At 65.0% G+C, this 18,550-nt stretch carries 22 protein-coding genes; 11 read left to right on the top strand and 11 right to left on the bottom strand.

Going from position 1 to position 18,550, the window contains the following annotated elements; translation table 11 throughout:
- Positions 1 to 2 precede the first annotated feature (2 nt).
- Positions 3 to 2,147, top strand: coding sequence for a 3-hydroxyacyl-CoA dehydrogenase NAD-binding domain-containing protein (locus HMPREF2914_RS23860; protein ID WP_023091974.1), 2,145 nt, complete (start codon positions 3 to 5; stop codon positions 2,145 to 2,147).
- 251 nt (positions 2,148 to 2,398) lie between these two features.
- Here HMPREF2914_RS23860 and HMPREF2914_RS23865 read toward each other — a convergent pair whose 3' ends face one another.
- Positions 2,399 to 3,313: a LysR family transcriptional regulator gene (locus HMPREF2914_RS23865; protein ID WP_003087749.1), complete on the bottom strand. Its 915-nt coding sequence runs from the start codon at positions 3,311 to 3,313 to the stop codon at positions 2,399 to 2,401.
- A gap of 151 nt (positions 3,314 to 3,464) precedes the next feature.
- On the opposite strand from HMPREF2914_RS23865, the gene HMPREF2914_RS23870 reads away from it, so the two are divergent.
- Positions 3,465 to 4,436 (top strand): aldo/keto reductase, encoded by a 972-nt coding sequence (locus HMPREF2914_RS23870; RefSeq protein WP_023091973.1) that lies wholly within the window; start codon positions 3,465 to 3,467, stop codon positions 4,434 to 4,436.
- Between the two features lie 22 nt (positions 4,437 to 4,458).
- Entirely contained in the window at positions 4,459 to 5,457 is a 999-nt protein-coding gene (locus tag HMPREF2914_RS23875) for an SMP-30/gluconolactonase/LRE family protein (RefSeq protein ID WP_003140024.1), read from the top strand.
- An 8-nt stretch (positions 5,458 to 5,465) separates the two neighbouring features.
- Here HMPREF2914_RS23875 and HMPREF2914_RS23880 read toward each other — a convergent pair whose 3' ends face one another.
- Positions 5,466 to 5,837 carry a glutaredoxin family protein gene (locus HMPREF2914_RS23880; protein ID WP_003087752.1) on the bottom strand — a complete coding sequence of 124 codons (372 nt, stop codon included), beginning with the start codon at positions 5,835 to 5,837 and terminating at the stop codon, positions 5,466 to 5,468.
- 244 nt (positions 5,838 to 6,081) lie between these two features.
- Here HMPREF2914_RS23880 and HMPREF2914_RS23885 point away from each other — a divergent pair, with 244 nt between their 5' ends.
- Positions 6,082 to 6,804, top strand: coding sequence for an amidotransferase (locus tag HMPREF2914_RS23885; protein ID WP_003087753.1), 723 nt, complete (start codon positions 6,082 to 6,084; stop codon positions 6,802 to 6,804).
- 57 nt (positions 6,805 to 6,861) lie between these two features.
- On the opposite strand, the gene HMPREF2914_RS23890 is transcribed toward HMPREF2914_RS23885, so the two are convergent.
- From HMPREF2914_RS23890 to HMPREF2914_RS23900, 3 genes are all read right to left on the bottom strand, one after another.
- Positions 6,862 to 7,101, bottom strand: coding sequence for a hypothetical protein (locus HMPREF2914_RS23890; RefSeq protein ID WP_003087754.1), 240 nt, complete (start codon positions 7,099 to 7,101; stop codon positions 6,862 to 6,864).
- Between the two features lie 27 nt (positions 7,102 to 7,128).
- Positions 7,129 to 7,347 carry a hypothetical protein gene (locus HMPREF2914_RS23895; RefSeq protein ID WP_003098091.1) on the bottom strand — a complete coding sequence of 73 codons (219 nt, stop codon included), beginning with the start codon at positions 7,345 to 7,347 and terminating at the stop codon, positions 7,129 to 7,131.
- Positions 7,348 to 7,501: 154 nt separating this feature from the next.
- Positions 7,502 to 7,990 carry a hypothetical protein gene (locus HMPREF2914_RS23900; RefSeq protein ID WP_023091972.1) on the bottom strand — a complete coding sequence of 163 codons (489 nt, stop codon included), beginning with the start codon at positions 7,988 to 7,990 and terminating at the stop codon, positions 7,502 to 7,504.
- A 220-nt stretch (positions 7,991 to 8,210) separates the two neighbouring features.
- Here HMPREF2914_RS23900 and HMPREF2914_RS23905 point away from each other — a divergent pair, with 220 nt between their 5' ends.
- Positions 8,211 to 8,717, top strand: a complete 507-nt coding sequence (locus tag HMPREF2914_RS23905) for a macro domain-containing protein (RefSeq protein ID WP_003087757.1) — start codon at positions 8,211 to 8,213, stop codon at positions 8,715 to 8,717.
- 71 nt (positions 8,718 to 8,788) lie between these two features.
- Here the strand turns inward: HMPREF2914_RS23905 and HMPREF2914_RS23910 are convergent, their stop codons facing one another.
- The gene (locus HMPREF2914_RS23910) at positions 8,789 to 8,977 is read right to left on the bottom strand and encodes a hypothetical protein (RefSeq protein WP_003087758.1); all 189 of its coding nucleotides are present in this window, start codon (positions 8,975 to 8,977) and stop codon (positions 8,789 to 8,791) included.
- A gap of 150 nt (positions 8,978 to 9,127) precedes the next feature.
- Positions 9,128 to 9,817, bottom strand: a complete 690-nt coding sequence (locus HMPREF2914_RS23915) for a crotonase/enoyl-CoA hydratase family protein (protein ID WP_003087759.1) — start codon at positions 9,815 to 9,817, stop codon at positions 9,128 to 9,130.
- A 384-nt stretch (positions 9,818 to 10,201) separates the two neighbouring features.
- On the opposite strand from HMPREF2914_RS23915, the gene HMPREF2914_RS32790 reads away from it, so the two are divergent.
- Positions 10,202 to 10,486: a GNAT family N-acetyltransferase gene (locus HMPREF2914_RS32790; RefSeq protein WP_003087762.1), complete on the top strand. Its 285-nt coding sequence runs from the start codon at positions 10,202 to 10,204 to the stop codon at positions 10,484 to 10,486.
- A 57-nt stretch (positions 10,487 to 10,543) separates the two neighbouring features.
- On the opposite strand, the gene HMPREF2914_RS23925 is transcribed toward HMPREF2914_RS32790, so the two are convergent.
- Positions 10,544 to 11,620, bottom strand: a complete 1,077-nt coding sequence (locus HMPREF2914_RS23925; RefSeq protein WP_003087765.1) for a 3-deoxy-7-phosphoheptulonate synthase — start codon at positions 11,618 to 11,620, stop codon at positions 10,544 to 10,546.
- Between the two features lie 317 nt (positions 11,621 to 11,937).
- Here HMPREF2914_RS23925 and HMPREF2914_RS23935 point away from each other — a divergent pair, with 317 nt between their 5' ends.
- From HMPREF2914_RS23935 to cysB, 4 genes are all read left to right on the top strand, one after another.
- Complete coding sequence (locus HMPREF2914_RS23935; RefSeq protein WP_003120319.1) at positions 11,938 to 12,315, top strand: thioredoxin family protein; 378 nt, start codon at positions 11,938 to 11,940, stop codon at positions 12,313 to 12,315.
- Positions 12,315 to 13,262, top strand: a complete 948-nt coding sequence (locus tag HMPREF2914_RS23940; protein ID WP_023980850.1) for a putative 2-dehydropantoate 2-reductase — start codon at positions 12,315 to 12,317, stop codon at positions 13,260 to 13,262. The genes HMPREF2914_RS23935 and HMPREF2914_RS23940 overlap by 1 nt, the downstream gene beginning before the upstream one ends.
- Before the next feature lie 162 nt (positions 13,263 to 13,424).
- Positions 13,425 to 13,922 carry a universal stress protein gene (locus HMPREF2914_RS23945; RefSeq protein WP_023091971.1) on the top strand — a complete coding sequence of 166 codons (498 nt, stop codon included), beginning with the start codon at positions 13,425 to 13,427 and terminating at the stop codon, positions 13,920 to 13,922.
- A 131-nt stretch (positions 13,923 to 14,053) separates the two neighbouring features.
- Positions 14,054 to 15,028, top strand: coding sequence for an HTH-type transcriptional regulator CysB (cysB, locus tag HMPREF2914_RS23950; RefSeq protein WP_003087775.1), 975 nt, complete (start codon positions 14,054 to 14,056; stop codon positions 15,026 to 15,028).
- Positions 15,029 to 15,084: 56 nt separating this feature from the next.
- Here the strand turns inward: cysB and HMPREF2914_RS23955 are convergent, their stop codons facing one another.
- Both HMPREF2914_RS23955 and HMPREF2914_RS23960 read right to left on the bottom strand, forming a co-directional pair.
- On the bottom strand, positions 15,085 to 15,432 hold the full coding sequence (locus HMPREF2914_RS23955; RefSeq protein ID WP_003087777.1) for a hypothetical protein: 348 nt from the start codon (positions 15,430 to 15,432) through the stop codon (positions 15,085 to 15,087).
- Between the two features lie 64 nt (positions 15,433 to 15,496).
- Positions 15,497 to 16,300, bottom strand: coding sequence for a phosphoadenylyl-sulfate reductase (locus HMPREF2914_RS23960; RefSeq protein ID WP_010895583.1), 804 nt, complete (start codon positions 16,298 to 16,300; stop codon positions 15,497 to 15,499).
- 134 nt (positions 16,301 to 16,434) lie between these two features.
- On the opposite strand from HMPREF2914_RS23960, the gene thrH reads away from it, so the two are divergent.
- Positions 16,435 to 17,052: a bifunctional phosphoserine phosphatase/homoserine phosphotransferase ThrH gene (thrH, locus tag HMPREF2914_RS23965; RefSeq protein ID WP_003098078.1), complete on the top strand. Its 618-nt coding sequence runs from the start codon at positions 16,435 to 16,437 to the stop codon at positions 17,050 to 17,052.
- A gap of 42 nt (positions 17,053 to 17,094) precedes the next feature.
- On the opposite strand, the gene pabB is transcribed toward thrH, so the two are convergent.
- The gene (gene pabB / locus HMPREF2914_RS23970; RefSeq protein ID WP_023091970.1) at positions 17,095 to 18,456 is read right to left on the bottom strand and encodes an aminodeoxychorismate synthase component I; all 1,362 of its coding nucleotides are present in this window, start codon (positions 18,454 to 18,456) and stop codon (positions 17,095 to 17,097) included.
- Between the last annotated feature and the right edge of the window lie 94 nt (positions 18,457 to 18,550).

Raw genomic sequence — 18,550 nt, forward strand, 5'->3', positions numbered from 1 at the left:
GAATGACTGACGCTATCCGTTACGAAAAAGGCCAGGACAACGTCGTCGTCCTGACCATGGACATGCCCGGGCAGAGCGCCAACACCATGAACGGTGTCTACCGCGAGGCGATGGCGAAGACCATCGCGCGGCTGGAGGCGGAGAAAGAGGGGATCGCCGGCGTGGTGCTGACCTCGGCGAAGAAGACCTTCTTCGCCGGCGGCGATCTCAACGAGCTGATCAAGGTCACCAAGGCCGACGCCCCGGCCTTCTACCAGGGCATCCTCGAACTCAAGGGCCAACTGCGGCGCCTGGAGACCCTCGGCAAGCCGGTGGTCGCCGCGATCAACGGCGCTGCGCTGGGCGGCGGCTGGGAGATCTGCCTGGCCTGCCACCACCGCATCGCCCTGGACAATCCCGGCGTGCAGCTCGGCCTGCCGGAGGTGACTCTCGGCCTGTTGCCGGGCGGCGGCGGGGTGGTACGTATGGTGCGCCTGCTTGGCCTGGAGAAAGCCCTGCCGTACCTCGCCGAAGGCAAGAAGGTGCGTCCGGCGGAAGCGCTCAAGGCCGGGCTGATCCACGAACTGGCCGACAGCCCCGAGGAAATGCTGGAGAAGGCCCGCGCCTGGATCCTCGCCAACCCGGCGGCGAAGCAGCCCTGGGACAGCGCCGGCTACAAGATTCCCGGCGGTACGCCTGCCAGTCCCAACGTGGCGCAGATGCTGGCCATCGCACCGTCGGTGCTGCGCGACAAGACCAAGGGTTGCTTCCCGGCGCCCGAGAAGATCATGTGCGCGGCGGTGGAGGGCGCCCAGGTCGATTTCGACACCGCGCAACTGATCGAGGCGCGCTATTTCACCGAGCTGACCACCGGCCAGGTGGCGAAGAACATGATCGGCACCTTCTGGTTCCAGCTCAACGAGATCAACGCCGGCAAGTCGCGGCCGCAGGGGTATCCGGTGCGGGCGACGAAAAAGGTCGGCGTGATCGGCGCCGGGATGATGGGCGCGGGCATCGCCTACGTATCGGCGGCGGCCGGCATCGAGGTGGTGCTCAAGGACGTCTCGCTGGAAGCGGCGGAGAAGGGCAAGGCTTATTCGGCCAGGCTGCTGGACAAGAAAGTTGCGCGCGGGCACCTGTCCGCCGAGAAGCGCGACGCCTTCCTCGCGCGGATCGTGCCGAGCGTCAGCGAAGCCGACTTCGAAGGCTGCGACCTGATCATCGAGGCGGTCTTCGAGGACCGCGCGCTGAAAGGCAAGGTCACCGCCGAGGCCGAGAAGCATGCCCTGGCCGATGCGGTGGTGGCGTCCAATACCTCGACCCTGCCGATCACCGGGCTGGCCCAGGCGGTGGCGCGGCCGGAGAAGTTCATCGGCCTGCACTTCTTCAGCCCGGTGGACAAGATGCCGCTGGTGGAGATCATCCGCGGCGAAAAGACCAGCGACGAAACCCTGGCACGCGGTTTCGACTACGTGCTGCAGATCAAGAAAACGCCGATCGTGGTCAACGACAGCCGCGGCTTCTTCACCTCGCGGGTATTCGGCACCTTCACCAACGAAGGCATCGCCATGCTCGGCGAAGGCGTGAGCGCCGCGATGATCGACAACCAGGCGCGCCAGGCCGGTATGCCGGTGGGGCCGCTGGCGATTTCCGACGAAGTCTCGCTGAGCCTGATGACCCACATCCGCAACCAGACCGCCCGTGACCTCGAGGCCGAGGGCAAGGCTCTGCCGACGCACCCCGCGTTCGCCGTGATCGACCTGATGGTCAATGAGTACAAGCGCCCGGGCAAGGCGGCCGGCGCCGGCTTCTACGACTACCCGGCGAACGGCAGGAAACATCTCTGGGCGGAACTCAAGAGCCGCTTCGAGAAGCCCGATGCGCAAATATCCGCCGAGGACGTACGCGACCGCCTGCTGTTCATCCAGGCCATCGAGACCGTGCGTTGCGTGGAGGAGGGGGTATTGCACTCCACCGCCGACGCGAACATCGGCTCGATCTTCGGTATCGGTTTCGCCGCCTGGAGCGGGGGCGCCTTGCAGTTCATCAACCAGTACGGCCTGAAGGACTTCATCGCCCGCGCCCAATACCTGGTCGAACAGTACGGCGAGCGCTTCGAGCCGCCGGCGCTGTTGCTGGAGAAGGCGGCGAAGGGCGAGCTGTTCTGAGTCCTGACGTCGCATGGAGAGCCGGCCTTCGGGCCGGCTTTCTCGTGGTCGCGTACCGCGGCGGATGACGCCACCCCGGTATCCCCTGGTTCTTGCCAGCCAGGCCGCCACGGGTAGGGCGAATAGCGCCATGGGCGCTATCCGCCGATATGCCGAGGTTTGGCGGATAACCGCGATGCGGTTATCCGCCCTACGCCGTGCGTCGGTACGGGCCAGCCTCCAGGCTGCCACGGGCGCTTCCGCCGATGTGCCTACGCGGGACCTGGGTGTTCCTCGCCGGGGTAGCGCAGCAGGTCGATCACGGCGCTCAACGCCGCCGGGTGGTTGCGGCGGTTTGGATAATAGAGATGGAAACCGGGAAAGGGGGCGCACCAATCCGCCAGGACCCGTTCCAGGCGGCCGGCGGCGAGGTGCTCGGCGACTTCCTCCTCGATGGCGAAGGCAATCCCGACATCGGCCAGCGCCGCCTGTAGCATCAGGCGCGGGTCGTCGAGGACCAGCGGTCCGCTCACGGCCACCGAAAGCGCTTTCGTGCCCTTGCTGAATTGCCATTTGTACAGCTCTCCGGAAGACACCTTGCGCCAGCCGATGCAACGGTGGCCGAGCAATTCCTCCGGGCTACCCGGCCTGCCTTGCCGTCGGAAGTAGGCCGGGGTCGCGACGATGGCCAAGCGCAGGTCCGGGCCGACCCGCACGGCGCGCATGCCGTGCTGGAGGTCTTCGCCGAGGCGGATGCCGGCGTCGAAACCGGCTTCGACGATATTGGCGAAACCCTCGTCCGCCACCACTTCCAAGGTGATGCCGGGATAGTCGCGGGCCAGTTCGCCGAAACGTGGCGCGAGGACGAGACCGATGGCGTTTCGCGGTGCGTTGATTCGTACCAGGCCGTGAGGCGTTTCGCGAAAGCGGTTAAGGCTGTCCAGCGCGGCGGCGATGTCTTCGAACGCCGGGTCCAGGTGTGCCAGCAGGTGCTCGCCGGCCTCGGTCGGCGAGACGTTGCGAGTGGTGCGGTTGAGCAGGCGGATGCCGAGCTGGGTTTCCAGTTCGCGCAGGGTGTGGCTGAGCGTCGGCGGGGTTACGCCGAGGGTGGCGGCGGCGCGGCGGAAACTGCGTTCGCGAGCGATGGCGACGAAGGCGGCGAGACCGGCGAGATCGGGCTTCTTCATTGGATTATTAAAATAACTCGATCAATGAAAGAGATTTTTCCAGGATAGTTAGCTATTCGGCAGCAATATAGCATCGTCGGGAAACCTGGCTCATGAACAGGGTGGGGCCGGGGAAACCGCTCTTTTCAGAGCCTTCCGACGAGGTCGTACGATGCAGCATGTCCGTCTTGGCAACAGCGGCCTGAAAGTCTCCCGACTCTGCCTGGGGTGCATGACCTATGGCGATCCGGTGTGGCGTCCGTGGGTGCTGGACGAGGAACGGGCGCGTCCGTTCATTCGCGAGGCGCTGGAAGCCGGGATCGACTTCTTCGACAGTGCCGATATCTATTCCACCGGCGAGAGCGAGCGGATCCTCGGGCGCGCGCTCAGGGACTTCGCGCAGCGCGAGGACCTGGTAATCGCCACCAAGGCGTTCTTTCCCATGAGCGACAGGCCCAACGCCTGCGGCTTGTCGCGCAAGCACCTGCTTGCCAGCGTGGATGCCTCGCTGCGGCGGTTGGGTACGGACTACCTGGATCTCTTCGTGATCCATCGCTTCGATCCGGACACCCCGATCGAGGAAACCTGCGAAACCCTCGACAGCCTGGTGCGCGTCGGCAAGGTCCGTTACCTCGGCGCCTCGTCGATGCCGGCCTGGCGCTTCATGAAGATGCTCGCCTTCCAGCGCCACCACGGCCTGGCGCAATTCATCTCGATGCAGAGCCAGTACAACCTGATCGTTCGCGAGGACGAGGAGGACCTCGTGCCGCTGTGCTGGGAAGAGGGGATCGCGTTGACGCCCTGGTCGCCGCTGGCGCGTGGGCTGCTGGCCGGAGCGCGAAGCGCCGGCACGCTGCGGACCCGGACGGACGAACAGGCCCCGCGCTGGTACGGCGGCAGGGAGGAAGTCGAGTCGACCCTCGGCGCGTTGGAGAAACTCGCCGCAGCCCGCGGGCTTCCACCGGCGCAACTCGCCCTGGCCTGGCTGCTTGGCCGGAACGGTGTCGCCGCGCCGATCGTCGGCCTGTCCAGGCCGCATCACCTCGAGGATGCCCTCGCGGCGCTGACGCTGGACCTCGCCGAAGAGGAGTGCGCCACGCTGGAGGCGCCGCTCACGGTGCGCGCCCGGACCCCGCGCTGGTAGGGCGCACATCGACGGAGAAAGCATGATGAGACGACAGGCTTCCGTGTTGCTGCTGGTATCCATGGTATCGGCGACCGTCTTGCCGGTTTTCGCCCGTGCGCCGGGCGAGCGCGAACCGTCCTGCGCCGCGACGAGCATCGTTCTGCCAGCGGGGGCCCGGTATCCCAACGGCATCGCCCATGCCGCCGATGGAACGCTGTACGTCGGCCTGGTCACCAGCGGGCGCATCCTGCGCAAGCCTCCCGGGGGCGAGTGGGAAACCTTCTTCGCCGGCAGCCCGGCGATCTTCGCTGCCACCGCGCTGCGGCTGGACGAGTCGCGTGGCCTGCTCTGGGGCAATTCGCCGGACTTCCTACCCGCTGGCCGGCGCCGGCCGCATGGGGTGTTCGCCCTGGATCTCGCGACCGGTGCCGTGCGCCGATATCTGACCCTGCCCGGCGACGGGATGGGTAACGATCTCGCGGTGGCGCCGGACGGAACGGTCTACCTGAGCGAAACCCGGGATGGCAGCCTGATGCGGCTGCGGCCCGGGGAACCGGCGTTCCAGGTGTTGCTGCGCGACAGCCGCCTGGCCGGCCCCGGCGGGCTGGGCGCGGCGGGCATCGTCCGGGTGGACGACGACACCCTGCTGGTCGGCAACTTCGGTAGCGGGGCGATCCATGTCGTCGAAGGGGTCGCCACGCGTCCGCGGCTGCGCGAGATGGAGCTGCCCCGAACGCTGGAGAATCCGGACGGCATGGCGCTGGCTCCGGACGGCTCGCTGATCGTGCTGGAGAACGCCATCCGCAGCGGCGCCGGCAAGGTGCTGCGGATCGCCGAGCCGCTCGCCGCCGGGCGGCGCGGCATCGAAGTGATACGCGAGGGCCTGGAGTCGCCGGTCAACCTGACCGTCACCGGACAGGGCTGCGCCTATGTCAGCGAGTCACGCATTCGCCACCGCCTGTTGCCGGGGCGCGAGGGCGAGGTGCCGGCGCATTTCCTGATCCATCGGCTGCCCCTGGATGCGGCCGGGGGCCGTTGATCGGCCGCTCAGGCGTTGGCGAAACGGCCTTCCAGATAGGCGATGATCTCGCTGGATTCGTACATCCAGCGCACCTGGCCGTTTTCCTCGATGCGCAGGCACGGCACCTTGACCTTGCCGCCGCCTTCCAGCAAAGCCTGGCGGGCCTGCGGATCGTTCATGGCGTCCTTGAGTTGCATCGGCAGGTTCAGCCGGTGCATGGCGCGGCGTGTCTTCACGCAGAACGGACAGGCGCGGAACTGGTAGAGCGACAGGTTCCGCAGCGCCCGCTCGACCTCGGCCTGGGCCTCGGCGCTGCGCTGCAGCTTGCGGGGGCGGCTGACGAAGTCGGCGAGGATAATCGCCTGACCCAGTCCGTTACGTACTGCCTTGAGCAACATGGCGCGTGCCTCGCGGGAAAACCGCCAGTTTACGTGGCGGTTCCGGGCATGGGGAGTCCTTCCGTCTCCTGTGCAGATTTCTTTACGGCTGGGCGTCTCGGGAATCTTTCTGCGGGCTGCTTGTTTTTTGGCGAATCGTCCGGATATTCCTTTCGAGGCCAGGGCGACGGTTCCCTTGCCCGCGCTCCTGTGTTAATTAAATCAAACGAAAACGACAATAACCCCACTTCTTCAGAGAGTCTTTATGTCGCTCCGCATCTGTATCCTGGAAACCGATATCCTTCGTCCCGAGCTGATCGAGCGCTACGAAGGCTACGGCCGGATGTTCCAGCAACTGTTCGCCAAGCAACCGATCGCCGCCGAATTCGTCATCTACAACGTGGTGGAGGGGCGCTATCCGGCGGACGACGAGCGCTTCGACGCCTACCTGGTGACCGGCAGCAAGGCCGACTCCTTCGGTCCCGACCCGTGGATCCAGACCCTGAAGACCTTCCTCCTGGACCGCTACGAGCGCGGCGACAAGCTCCTCGGCGTGTGTTTCGGCCACCAGTTGCTGGCCCTGCTGCTCGGTGGCAAGGCCGAGCGCGCCAGCCAGGGCTGGGGCATGGGCATCCACCAGTACCAGTTGAACGAACGGGCCGACTGGATGAGCCCGGCGCTGCCGGACCTGACCCTGTTGATCAGCCACCAGGACCAGGTCACCCGGCTGCCGGAAAACGCGCGGGTGATCGCTTCCAGCGACTTCTGTCCCTATGCCGCCTACGCCATCGGCGACCAGGTGCTGTGCTTCCAGGGGCATCCCGAGTTCGTCCACGACTATTCCCGCGAACTGCTCGAACTGCGCCAGCAGCACCTGGGCGAGGAACTCTATCGCAAGGGGGTCGATAGCCTGGCGAGGGATCACCAGGGCACCGTCGTCGCCGAATGGATGATGCGTTTCGTCGCGCGCCAGCCGACCGGCGCCTGAGCCGGCCCCGCGCCATGCGAGCGCCGCCAGCCTCCCGGGGTTGGCGGCGTTTTCGTTTCAGGCCGGGCAGTCGAGGATGAAGCGCTCCGGGATCCAGCGCTGCGGGCGTGCCGGCGGGGTGCCGCTCTGCAGCTTCAGCGCCAGGTTGGCCGCCAGCGCGCGGACCATCGCCTGGTTGCATTCGATGGTGCGCGCCAGTGCGCCTGCCGAGCCTTGGGCGAGGCCGAGTAGCGAGTAGCCATTGGTCAATATCGCCAGGGCGGCGACGATCCAGAATTTCCGTGTTTGCCTTCTCATGCTGTTTCCCGGGAAAGAAGCCGGCGTTCAACCGGCGCGTCGACTGTTCAACCCCGAGAGCAGGCCTGGCAGGGCCTGGCCGATCTGGTTGGAGAAGGTCGTGGCGGTGTCGTTGTCCGGTGTGGCGTTCCTGGCGCTTTCGGCGCCGGCGACGAGGCTCAGCACGACCAGCATGAGGATGGCGTACAGACCCAGGGTGGCCAGGGCGGTGTTGCGGGCGTAATGGCGTGGGCTGCGACGTTTCATGGCGGCTTCCGTGATCGATACCTCGGATGGGCATAGGATCGCGGAGAAGAATTCGATTGGATAACGAATTGTCGCGCTATTAACTATCGACAGAAATGATGCTTTGGGCGAACGACCGGTACGGGTTGCGGGGCCCGGGTTCGGGCCCGATGGATCAGGACGAAGTCGGCGTGAGCAGGCGATCGACCACCTGCCGGGCTCGCTCGAAGGAGGGGTAGCCGCTGCGCGCGACCGGCAGCTCGGCGTAGGCCTGGCGATAGGTCTCGGCCTTGGGAATGTCGGCGCGCGGCAACAGGAAGGGCTCGGCGTAGATCTTGTAGAGCATCGCGTTGGCCAGCGGGTAGCGTCGCTCGGCGGAACGTTCGAGGAGGCGGGTGATGCGCTCGCAATCGCTGGCCTGGCCGTCGCGGCGAGCGATCAGCACGGCCTGGTAGAAGTCCGCCTCGCCGCTGCGGTCGTCGCGCGCCGCGCGCTCCAGCAGGGCCTGGGCCAGCGGCAGGCGATCGCGGTCGTTGGCGACGATGATCAGTTTCGCCTGCAGCATGTCGTTCTCGTACAGCAGTTTTTCCCTGTCGCTGTCCTGGCGGCAGGTGGCGCAGCTTGCCAACAGCGGGATCAGGCAAAGTGCAATCCATTTCGGCATGGCGGTTGTTTCCTTGTCATGGATGAGACGGCACGAGGCTGGAATCCAATGGAGAGGCGAGGCGCCTCCAAGGTTCCCTCGCATGCAGTCTAGTCGGCCCGTAGCGGATGGGACCGGCCGTTCTTGATACGCATCAACTGGCGCCGGCGGGCAAGGCGTACGGTGAAAGATGCAGGGCGGCGCACGAAGCGCCTGTCCCGAAGCCAAGAAGGAAACGCTCATGATTCGTGAAGTTGAAGGTGACATTCTGCTTTCCGGGGCCCAGGTGATCGCCCACGGCATCGCGCCCCAGGACCATTTCGACAGCGGCCTGGCCCTCGCCTTGCGCGAACGCTGGCCGTCGATGGTTCGCGACTACCGGCATGCCGCCCATGCCAGGGCGCCCGAGCCGGGCGGCATCTGGGTCTGGGCCGGGGTCGACGAGCAGGGCAAGACCCAGTGCATCGTCAACCTGATCACCCAGGGCATGCTGCACAGCGGTCGTAGCGCCAAGCCGGGCAAGGCGAGCCTGGAGGATGTCGGCCATGCCCTGCGCGAGCTGGCCCGCTATGTGCGCAGCGAAGGGGTGAGCAGCCTGGCTCTGCCCTGCGTGGCGACGGGAGTGGGCGGGCTGGACTGGTCCGAGGTCAAGCCGCTGGTGGTTCGCCACCTGGGCGACCTGGAGATCCCGGTGATTCTCTACGAGGTCTATCGCAAGGGCGTGGCGGCCGAGGAAAAGCTGGCCTGAACGAAAAGCCCGGCGTGAGCCGGGCTTTTCAGGGTTGCGGGGAAAAGAAAAACGTTCCTGGCAGGCGGCGTTCAACCCTGCGCATCGGTGTCGCTCGCGGTTGGCGCCGTGGCCTGTTGCTGCTGGGCCTGCTCGATGGCGTGCTGGTTCAGTTGGACCATGCGGTTTTCCATCAGGCTGGATTCGTCGGCGAAGCTGGCTTGCACTGCGAGGGTGGTAGCCATGCCGAGGAGAATGGCGGCGAAGACGTTGCGTTTCATGATGACCTCCGGTTTTCCTTGGGAATGTCATCAGGATAATTCGTAATAATTTTTTAAAAATAGCAGCTCTGGAGAGTTACCTTTGCGTAATAAGTAATTATTGGGCGCAAAAAAAGCCCGGTATCAACCGGGCTTTCGCTGGAGCGGGCCTTAGCCCAGGTGCTTCTTGTCCAGCTCGATCGCCTGGTCGAGGGTTTCCAGCAGTGCCTTGCGCACCTTGAGCTTGGTATTGCGGTGCGCGGTCATGTTGAGTTTCTTCAACTGCTGGGCCGCTGCACGCGCGCTTTCCTGCAACTGGTCGGCGCTGACCAGGGTGTCGAGGAAGCCGGCATCCACCGCAGCGGCCGGACTGAACATCTCGGCATTGATGACCGAGCGGGTGAACGCCGACTTGCGCAGGCGATCGCGGGCCAGTTCGATGCCGACATGGTGCATGGTCATGCCGATGGCGACTTCGTTCAGGCCGATCTGGAACGGCCCGTCGACGCCGATCCGGTAGTCGGCCGAGAGCAGCAGGAAGGCGCCCTTGGCTACCGCGTGCCCGGGGCAGGCGACGATCACCGGGTAGGGATGGGAGAGCAGGCGGCGAGCCAGGGTCGAGCCGGCAGCGACCAGGTTGACGGCATTCTCCGGGCCGGAGGTCATGACCTTCAGGTCGTAGCCACCGGAGAGGATGCCCGGCTGGCCGGTGACGATGACCACGGCCTTGTCCTGCAAGGCCTGGTCGAGAGCCTGGTTGAAGGCGTCGATCACCGCCGGGGAGATGGCGTTCACCTTGCCGTTGTTGAGGGTCAGGGTGGCGATGCCGTCTTCGAACTGGTAGCTGATCAACTCGCTCATGGCAGGATTCCTTTTGGTGGAGTGGCGCAGACCTTACTGATGGCCGCCGTCGGCGTAAAGCGCTTTGGCTGACCCGCGGGTCATGCGCGATTGCGCTTGCGCGGCCTCCCGGCCAGGGCTCCAGCGACGCCTGCGCGTTCCTGCCAGAAGAAACGGTTGAGTCTGACCGGGGAAGACAGCAATATGGGCCCTATCGTTAGTCCGGCCTTGCATGCGGTGCAGGCCAGCCGTTTCGAGGATGTCCGCCAGGCGCGATCCGCCACCGGGACGAGAACGGACGAAGGTCTCCGGCGGTCCGCTGGAGGCCGGTACGCGGGGGCGTCCTCGCGAGGAACCTATCAATCAGGCGCGGGTCGGGTTACGAACCCGTTGAGGAGATCCAAAGTGAGCGAGTCCCTGTCCATCCATCATGACGTGGGCGGCCATCAATTCGAGACGACGGTGGATGGCCATCGTGCCTATCTGGCCTATATGGACCTGGGCAAGCAGACGCTGGATATCTACCGGACCTTCGTACCGGATTCGCTGCGTGGTCGCGGTATCGCCGCCGCGTTGACCGAGCACGCCCTGCAGTACGCCGACCGCATGGGCTACAGCGTGATCCCGTCCTGCTCCTACGTGGAGCGTTACATCGAGCGTCGTCAGCGTCAGGCCGATCCGGCCGCCTGAGCAGGCGTGCAATGAAAAACGCCGGGCATCAGCCCGGCGTTTTCGTTTCCGCCTCGCTCAGCCGCGCTGGCGTTTCGGCAGCACGTCCTTGAGCTTGGCGTGCATGCTGCGGATGCTCTTCTCGGTGGTCGCCCAGTCGATGCAGGCGTCGGTGATGGAGACGCCGTACTGAAGTTGGTCGAGATCCTTCGGAATCGGCTGGCTGCCCCAGCCCAGGTGGCTTTCCACCATCAGGCCGACGATCGAGTTGTTGCCTTCGACGATCTGGTTGCTGACGTTGTCCATCACCAGCGGTTGCAGGGCCGGGTCCTTGTTGGAGTTGGCGTGGCTGCAGTCGACCATGATGTTCAGCGGGATTTTCGCCTTGTTCAGGTCCTGCTCGCAGAGCGCGACGCTGACCGAATCGTAGTTCGGCTTGCCGTTGCCGCCGCGCAACACCACGTGACCGTAGCGGTTGCCCTTGGTGGTGACGATGGATACGCCGCCCTGCTGGTTGATGCCGAGGAAACGATGTGGGCTGGAGACCGACTGCAGGGCATTGATCGCCACGGTCAGGCTGCCATCGGTGCCGTTCTTGAAGCCGACCGCGGAAGACAGGCCGGAGGCCATCTCGCGGTGGGTCTGCGATTCGGTGGTACGGGCGCCGATCGCTGACCAACTGATCAGGTCCTGCAGGTACTGCGGGGAAATCGGGTCGAGCGCTTCGGTGGCGGTGGGCAAGCCTTTCTCGGCGAGGTCGCGGAGCAGTTGGCGGCCGATGTGCAGGCCATCCTGGATCTTGAACGAGTCGTCCAGGTACGGATCGTTGATCAGGCCTTTCCAGCCCACCGTGGTACGCGGCTTCTCGAAGTACACGCGCATCACCAGGAACAGCGTATCCGCCACTTCGGCCGCGAGCGCCTTGAGGCGGTCGGCGTATTCGTGGGCGGCCTTGATGTCGTGGATGGAGCAGGGGCCGATCACCACGAACAGACGGTGGTCCTTGCCATCCAGAATGTCGCGCACCACCTGGCGACCATGGGCCACGGTCTGCAGCGCCTTGTCGGTCAGGGGAATTTCACGCTTGAGCTGCTCCGGCGTGATCAGGGTCTCGTTGGAGGCAACGTTAAGGTCGTCGATCTGTAAATCAGCCATCGTGGTACTCAATCAGGTCACGGGCGCCGGCCGCCGGGAGGCCCCCTGCGAAAGGGCGCAGGCATGAAGTTCGCAAACGGGGAGACGAACCTTAACGTGTCGGGCCGGGCCTAGACAATGGGCGGGACGCGGTTCGCCGGTGTTTTCCCCGCTCTGCGCACGTTTTCTTCGTTGCTCCGGGCCAAGGCTGCCAGCGGAGTTGCAGGCGAGGCCGCCGCGGACGATATTGTGCAGGTGCTGCGGAGGGGCGCGCCTTGCGCGTATCCGCTGGCCGAGGAGGGCGCCAGCGCTATCGCAGGAGCCGAAGCATACGGATGATGGTCGGGCCCCATTTCTTCCTTTCTATCGAGGTCAGCAGCGTGCCGTCCCTGGAACTCACCGATCTGGACGCCGACCGGCAGTTGCTTGCCCTGGAAGGGGTTTCGCTGTTGGTATTCACCAGCGAAGGCTGCGCGTCGTGCCGCTGGGCCCGGCGCCATCTCCCCGCGATGGACCTGCCCATCGAGCGCCTGTGCTGGGTGGACGCCGGCCGCAATGGCGGCCTGGTGGAACGCTACGGCGTCTTTCACCTGCCGGCCCTGTTCATGGTCCGCGACGGCCGCTTCCATGGCGCACTGAACGTTCCGCTGCACCAGGAAGCCTTGCGGGGTGCGGTGCTGGCGGGGTCGACCGCTTTACCTGAGGAGTTGCCCTGATGGATTCAAAGCAGCAACGGATCGGCGTCATCGGTACGGGAGCCATCGGCGGCTTCTATGGATTGATGCTGGCGCATGCCGGTCACGACGTGCATTTTCTCCTGCGCAGCGAGTTCGAGGCGGTCAATCGCGCCGGACTCAGCCTGAATAGTGCGGTGCATGGCTCCCGGCGCCTGGCACCGGTCCAGGCCTACCATTCGGCGCAGGACATGCCGCCCTGCGACTGGTTGCTGGTGGGCGCCAAGACCACCGGCAATGACGAACTGGCACCCCTGATCCGCGCAGCGGCGGCGCCGGGAGCCAAGGTTCTGCTGCTGCAGAACGGTCTGGGCGTGGAGGAGCGGCTGCGGCCGCTGCTGCCGGAAAGCCTGCATCTGCTGGGCGGCCTCTGCTTCATCTGTGTGCATCGCGGCGAAGCGGGCGTGATCGAGCACCAGGCCTACGGCGGAGTGAATCTCGGCTATCATTCCGGACCGGCCGACGAGCGCCGCCGGCGCGAGATCGTCGAGGAGGGTGCCGCGCTGTTCCGCGAGTCCGGGCTGGAGTCCACGGCGATGCCCGACCTGGAGCAGGCGCGCTGGCAGAAGCTGGTCTGGAACATCCCCTACAACGGGCTGTCGGTATTGCTGAAGAGCAGCACCGCGCCGCTGATGGCCAACGCGGACAGTCGGTCGCTGATCGAGGCGATCATGGAGGAAGTCATCGGTGCTGCCGGCGCCTGCGGCTTCATCCTGCCTGAGGGCTATGCGGACCAACTGTTGGCGGCGACCGAGCGGATGCCCGACTATCGGCCGAGCATGTACCACGACTTCGCCCATGGGCGGCCACTGGAGCTGGCGGCGATCTATGCCGCGCCCCTGGCCCGCGCTGCTGCTGCGGGCTACCGGATGCCCAGGGTCGAGGCGCTGCACCAGGCGTTGCGCTTCCTCGAAGCGCAACCGCGCTGAAGGGCCGAGCGCGGCGACCAGCCGGCGCCGCGCTCGCAGGGAGAAAAGGGATTTACCCCAACGGGCCGGAAAAAGCCCGAAACAGCAGGGAACGCTAGGAGAATGGATGCTTGCTGCTAATCTGCTAATGAGGCCCGCCGCGCAGGCTGTCGAGGAGGCCGCATGATTCGTTCGATTCTCTATGCCACCGATCTGGGGCTCTATGCTCCCTATGTCCTGCAACACGCCCTGTCGCTGACCCGCGCCTACAACGCCGAGCTCTATGTCGTCCATGTGGTGGAGCCACTCGGGCTGTTCGCCGAGTCGGTCCTGCAGACCTACCTTGACACCGAGCGTCTCCAGGACCTGCGGGCGCAAGGGCTGGACAACGTCATGGAAAGCATCGAGAAGCGGGTCCTGGAAGGGTTTCGCGATGAACTCGGCGAGTTGCCCCAGGATGCGGCGCTGGTCAAGAGCGTGCGGGTGGTGCAGGGCGACCCGCCGCAGATGATCCTCGATGAGGCGGAAAAGCTGGCCGTGGACCTGATCGTCGCCGGCAGCCATAGCCACGGCACCCAGCTCGAGACGCCGCTGGGCCGGACTGCCGCGCGTCTGGTGCAACTGGCGGAGGTACCGGTGTACCTGGTGCCGATGTTGCAGCACCGTAGTCGCGACCTGTAGGCCAGCAGTCGGCTGGTGAAAAAGCGTGCAAAATCAAAAAAAACGTCTAATTTTATTCCTCAAACCATTAATATGGTTATATACCTTCGGTTCTTGATCGCCGGTCGCGACAACCTTTTCGAGGAATCTCCATGAAGCTTCAGCAATTGCGCTATATCTGGGAGGTTGCGCACCACGACCTCAACGTCTCCGCCACGGCGCAGAGCCTCTATACTTCGCAGCCGGGCATCAGCAAGCAGATCCGCCTGCTGGAGGACGAACTGGGCGTCGAGGTGTTCGCTCGCAGCGGCAAGCACCTGACCCGGGTGACGCCGGCGGGGGAGCGGATCATCCATACCGCCGGCGAGATCCTGCGCAAGGTCGAGAGCATCAAGCAGATCGCCCAGGAATTCTCCAACGAGAAGAAGGGCACGCTGTCCATCGCCACTACTCACACCCAGGCGCGCTATGCGCTGCCCAACGTGATCAGCGGCTTCATCAAGCAGTACCCGGACGTCTCCCTGCACATGCACCAGGGCACGCCGATGCAGATCGCCGAAATGGCGGCCGACGGCACCGTCGACTTCGCCATCGCCACCGAGGCGCTGGAGTTGTTCGGCGACCTGATCATGATGCCCTGCTACCGCTGGAATCGCTGCGTCATCGTGCCCCACGGGCATCCGCTGACCAAGCTGCCGAAACTGACCCTGGAAGCCCTGGCCGAGCAGCCGATCGTCACCTACGTGTTCGGCTTCACCGGCCGTTCCAAGCTCGACGAAGCCTTCAGCCAGCGCGGACTGGTGCCCAAGGTGGTATTCACCGCGGCCGATGCCGACGTGATCAAGACCTACGTGCGGTTGGGCCTGGGGGTCGGCATCGTGGCGCACATGGCGGTCGATCCGAAGCTCGACAACGACCTGGTGATCCTCGACGCCAGCCACCTGTTCGAGTCCAGCGTGACCAAGATCGGCTTCCGCCGCGGCACCTTCCTGCGCGGCTTCATGTGCGACTTCATCGAGAAATTCGCTCCGCACCTGACCCGCGAGCTGCTGGCCAAGGCCGTGCAATGCCACAACAAGGCCGAGCTGGACGAGTTGTTCGACGGCATCGAACTGCCGGTCTACTGATCGCCTCGGCCCATGAAAAAGCCCGGCCTGGTGCCGGGCTTTTTCATGGCTGGCCCTCAGAGCATGTCGAGATTGTCGCGTCCGGCCAGCCTGGCCAGCGCTTCGCGATCGGCGTCCGCGGCCTGCTCGGCTCGCGGTTCGAGGACTTCATGGAGGAAGCTCATGAACACGGTGTAGACCTGTTCGCGCCCGTCGTCGTGGCGAACCACGAAGAACGGCGCGGTCTCTACGCCATATTGGGCGGCGACCATCCAGCCTGCGCTGTTCGGGTCGCGTTCGTCGGCCACCAGGGTGCGATGGATGCGCGGCAGGTAGCCGCCTTGTTCCAGGCGTTGCCGGACTTCCTTGCACTTGCGGCAGTCCTCGCCGTTGGCGAGGACTTTCTTGACCATGGTGATGCGCATGCTGGGTCTCCGCTCGGGGTTCGACCCGCACTTTACCCCGATTGCATACGCTCTATCGACGGTTTCAGGCCTTGCTGATCAGGTTGCCGGCGTGCAGCCCGCACTCCTTGTGGGTGGCTTCCTCCCACCACCAGCGGCCCTCGCGCTCGTGCTGGTTGGGCAGCACCGGACGGGTGCAGGGTTCGCAGCCGATGCTGATATAGCCGCGTTCGTGCAGGCTGTTGTAGGGCAGTTCGAGCATGCGGATATAGCCCCAGACTTCCTCGCTGGTCATGGACGACAGCGGGTTGAACTTGTACAGCGGCTTTTCCGGCGTGGAAAAGGCACCGTCGATTTCCAGCACCGCCACCTGGCTGCGCGTGCCGGGGCTCTGGTCGCGGCGTTGGCCGGTGGCCCAGGCGCGCACACCGGCGAGCTTGCGCTTGAGCGGTTCGATCTTGCGGATGCCGCAGCACTCGCCGTGGCCGTCCCGGTAGAAGCTGAACAGGCCCTTTTCCTTCACCAGGGGTTCGAGCAGGCGCGGGTCGGGGGAAAGCACGTCGATGGCGATGCCGTAGTGTTCGCGGACCTGGTCGATGAAACGATAGGTTTCCGGGTGCAGGCGACCGGTGTCGAGGCTGAACACCTTCACGTTGCGGTTGAGCTTCCAGGCCATGTCTACCAGGACGACGTCCTCGGCGCCGCTGAAGGAGATCCACAGCTCGTCGCCGAAGTGCTCGAAGGCGGCTTTCAGGATGTCCTGGGGGGATTTGTCGGCAAGGCTGGAAGCGAGGGCGGGAAGGTCGAAAGGCTGGCTCATCGGGCTGGGGTCCTGGTGCTGGGCGGCGCTGTTGCGCTCTGTGGCGGGAATGGTAGCAAAGGGCAGCATATGGCCCTAAATAACCATTTACCCCTGTCGACCTTGATTCCAGGAATAAGCCGGCGTTGCCTTGCCCTCGGCGAGGGGCTAGAGTGCCGCGTCCGTCGTCACCCCATCGTTCAGAGAATTTCGAGGAGAGTCCTGTGGAAATTGCCTGTCTTGACCTGGAAGGCGTGCTGGTTCCGGAAATCTGGATCGCGTTCGCGGAAAAAACCGGTATCGACGCCTTGAAGGCGACCACCCGGGACATTCCGGACTACGACGTGCTGATGAAGCAGCGCCTGCGCATCCTCGACGAACATGGCCTGAAGCTGGGCGACATCCAGGAGGTGATCGCCACCCTGAAGCCGCTGGAGGGGGCGGTGGAATTCGTCGACTGGCTGCGCGAGCGCTTCCAGGTGGTGATCCTCTCCGACACCTTCTACGAGTTCTCCCAGCCGCTGATGCGCCAGTTGGGCTTCCCGACCCTGTTGTGCCACAAGCTGGAGATCGACGACAGCGACCGCGTGGTCGGCTATCAATTGCGCCAGAAGGATCCCAAACGGCAGTCGGTGATCGCCTTCAAGAGCCTCTACTACCGGGTGATCGCCGCAGGCGACTCCTACAACGACACCACCATGCTTTCCGAGGCCCACGCCGGCATCCTGTTCCATGCCCCGGAAAACGTGATCCGCGAGTTTCCCCAGTTCCCCGCGGTGCATACCTACGAAGACCTCAAGCGCGAGTTCCTCAAGGCTTCCAGCCGTTCGCTGAGCCTGTAGCCGCGCCGCCGATGAAAGAGCCCGCGGAACGCGGGCTCTTTTCTATTCCGGGGACGCTGTCCCGGCCATTCCTTCCAGGGTTTCCAGCAGCACCCGGACCTTGTCCAGGGTTTCCTGATACTCGTCCTCCCAGTGCGAGTCGGCGACGATGCCGCCGCCGCCCCAGCAACTGACCTGGCCGTTCCTGACCAGCAGGGTGCGGATGGCGATCGAGCTGTCCATCTCGCCGCGCACGTCGAGGTAGAACAGGCTGCCGCAGTAGATGCCGCGTCGGCTCGGTTCCAGTTCGTCGATGATCTGCATGGCGCGAATCTTCGGCGCGCCGGTGATCGAGCCGCCGGGGAAGCTGCCTTCCAGCAGGTCGAGGGCGTCCTTGCCCGGCGCCAGTTCGCCGGTGACGCTGCTCACCAGGTGATGCACGTTGGGATAGCTTTCCAGGGCGAACAGCTCCGGTACCCGTACGCTGCCAGGTTGGCAACTGCGTCCGATGTCGTTGCGCAGCAGGTCGACGATCATCAGGTTTTCCGCGCGGTCCTTGGGGCTGGCCAGCAGCGACGCCGCCAGCGCCATGTCCTCCTCGGGCGTCTTGCCGCGCGGGCGGGTGCCCTTGATCGGCCGGGTTTCCACCTTGCCCTTGCCGAGCTTGAGGAAGCGCTCCGGCGACAGGCTGAGGATCGCGCTGTCGGCCAGTCGCAGGTAGCCGGAGAACGGCGTCGGGCAGGCCTCGCGCAGGGCGCGATAGGCCGGCCACGGCGAGCCGCTGCAAGCGGCCTGGAAGCGCTGGCTATAGTTCACCTGGTAGCAGTCGCCTGCCTGGATGTAGTCCTGGATGCGGCGGATCGCCTGCCGATAGTCGGATGCGCTGATGCTCCGTCGGAATTTTCCCAGAAGCTTGAAGTTGCCGGCCGTGCCTTGCGGCTCCTCGCTGAACAGGGCGATCAGGCGCTGGCGTTCGCGCTCGTCCAATCGCGGGTGGAATACCAGTTGGCTGGTGCCGGCCTGGTGGTCGCTGATCAGCGCCCAGGCATACAGGCCGACGGAGGCCAGCGGCAGGCCCAGGTCATCGCGGGCGTGTTCGCCGATGCGCTCGATGCGCCGACCCAGGTCGTAGGATAAATAGCCCAGCAGACCGCCGGCGAAGGGCAGTTCGTACGGCGCTGGCAGCTGCGCGGGGCCCAGGCTTCCGGCCGCTTCGCGTAGGCGGGCGAAGAAGCGGTTGGCCGATTCGTCGGGCAGCGGCGCCAGTTCTGCCAATGGCCAGGCGCTCATAAGGTCATAGCGTCCACGGGTAGCGATGGGGCGACCCGAATCGAGCATCACCGCACCGGGCGCCTCATGGATGATGGCAAAGAGACAGCTTGGGTCGCTATGGTAGGGCAGGGGGTGAACATGACAACTGGGCATGGAAAGTGGGGGTAGTGGGACAGTCAGGAATTCTAGTTCGCCGGAATCGTCGATCCTAGAGCCATTTCTTCAGTTTACGTAAGAAGGGTGATCT

The sequence above is a fragment of the Pseudomonas sp. HMSC067G02 genome, from assembly GCF_001813485.1.
GTDB classification, from domain to species: Bacteria; Pseudomonadota; Gammaproteobacteria; order Pseudomonadales; family Pseudomonadaceae; genus Pseudomonas; species Pseudomonas aeruginosa.

Bases quoted from the DNA above. Each gene is read 5' to 3' on its own strand.
- HMPREF2914_RS23925 (WP_003087765.1), bottom strand. From the start codon at position 11,620: ATGGCTGATTTACAGATCGACGACCTTAACGTTGCCTCCAACGAGACC.
- HMPREF2914_RS23915 (WP_003087759.1), bottom strand. From the start codon at position 9,817: ATGAGCGAGTTGATCAGCTACCAGTTCGAAGACGGCATCGCCACCCTG.
- HMPREF2914_RS23895 (WP_003098091.1), bottom strand. From the start codon at position 7,347: ATGAAACGTCGCAGCCCACGCCATTACGCCCGCAACACCGCCCTGGCC.
- HMPREF2914_RS23875 (WP_003140024.1), top strand. From the start codon at position 4,459: ATGATGAGACGACAGGCTTCCGTGTTGCTGCTGGTATCCATGGTATCG.
- HMPREF2914_RS23945 (WP_023091971.1), top strand. From the start codon at position 13,425: ATGATTCGTTCGATTCTCTATGCCACCGATCTGGGGCTCTATGCTCCC.
- HMPREF2914_RS23900 (WP_023091972.1), bottom strand. From the start codon at position 7,990: ATGCCGAAATGGATTGCACTTTGCCTGATCCCGCTGTTGGCAAGCTGC.
- HMPREF2914_RS23955 (WP_003087777.1), bottom strand. From the start codon at position 15,432: ATGCGCATCACCATGGTCAAGAAAGTCCTCGCCAACGGCGAGGACTGC.
- HMPREF2914_RS23905 (WP_003087757.1), top strand. From the start codon at position 8,211: ATGATTCGTGAAGTTGAAGGTGACATTCTGCTTTCCGGGGCCCAGGTG.
- HMPREF2914_RS23935 (WP_003120319.1), top strand. From the start codon at position 11,938: ATGGTCGGGCCCCATTTCTTCCTTTCTATCGAGGTCAGCAGCGTGCCG.
- HMPREF2914_RS23890 (WP_003087754.1), bottom strand. From the start codon at position 7,101: ATGAGAAGGCAAACACGGAAATTCTGGATCGTCGCCGCCCTGGCGATA.
- HMPREF2914_RS23960 (WP_010895583.1), bottom strand. From the start codon at position 16,300: ATGCTGCCCTTTGCTACCATTCCCGCCACAGAGCGCAACAGCGCCGCC.
- HMPREF2914_RS23885 (WP_003087753.1), top strand. From the start codon at position 6,082: ATGTCGCTCCGCATCTGTATCCTGGAAACCGATATCCTTCGTCCCGAG.
- HMPREF2914_RS23910 (WP_003087758.1), bottom strand. From the start codon at position 8,977: ATGAAACGCAACGTCTTCGCCGCCATTCTCCTCGGCATGGCTACCACC.
- HMPREF2914_RS23870 (WP_023091973.1), top strand. From the start codon at position 3,465: ATGCAGCATGTCCGTCTTGGCAACAGCGGCCTGAAAGTCTCCCGACTC.
- pabB (WP_023091970.1), bottom strand. From the start codon at position 18,456: ATGCCCAGTTGTCATGTTCACCCCCTGCCCTACCATAGCGACCCAAGC.
- cysB (WP_003087775.1), top strand. From the start codon at position 14,054: ATGAAGCTTCAGCAATTGCGCTATATCTGGGAGGTTGCGCACCACGAC.
- HMPREF2914_RS23940 (WP_023980850.1), top strand. From the start codon at position 12,315: ATGGATTCAAAGCAGCAACGGATCGGCGTCATCGGTACGGGAGCCATC.
- HMPREF2914_RS23880 (WP_003087752.1), bottom strand. From the start codon at position 5,837: ATGTTGCTCAAGGCAGTACGTAACGGACTGGGTCAGGCGATTATCCTC.
- HMPREF2914_RS23860 (WP_023091974.1), top strand. From the start codon at position 3: ATGACTGACGCTATCCGTTACGAAAAAGGCCAGGACAACGTCGTCGTC.
- HMPREF2914_RS23865 (WP_003087749.1), bottom strand. From the start codon at position 3,313: ATGAAGAAGCCCGATCTCGCCGGTCTCGCCGCCTTCGTCGCCATCGCT.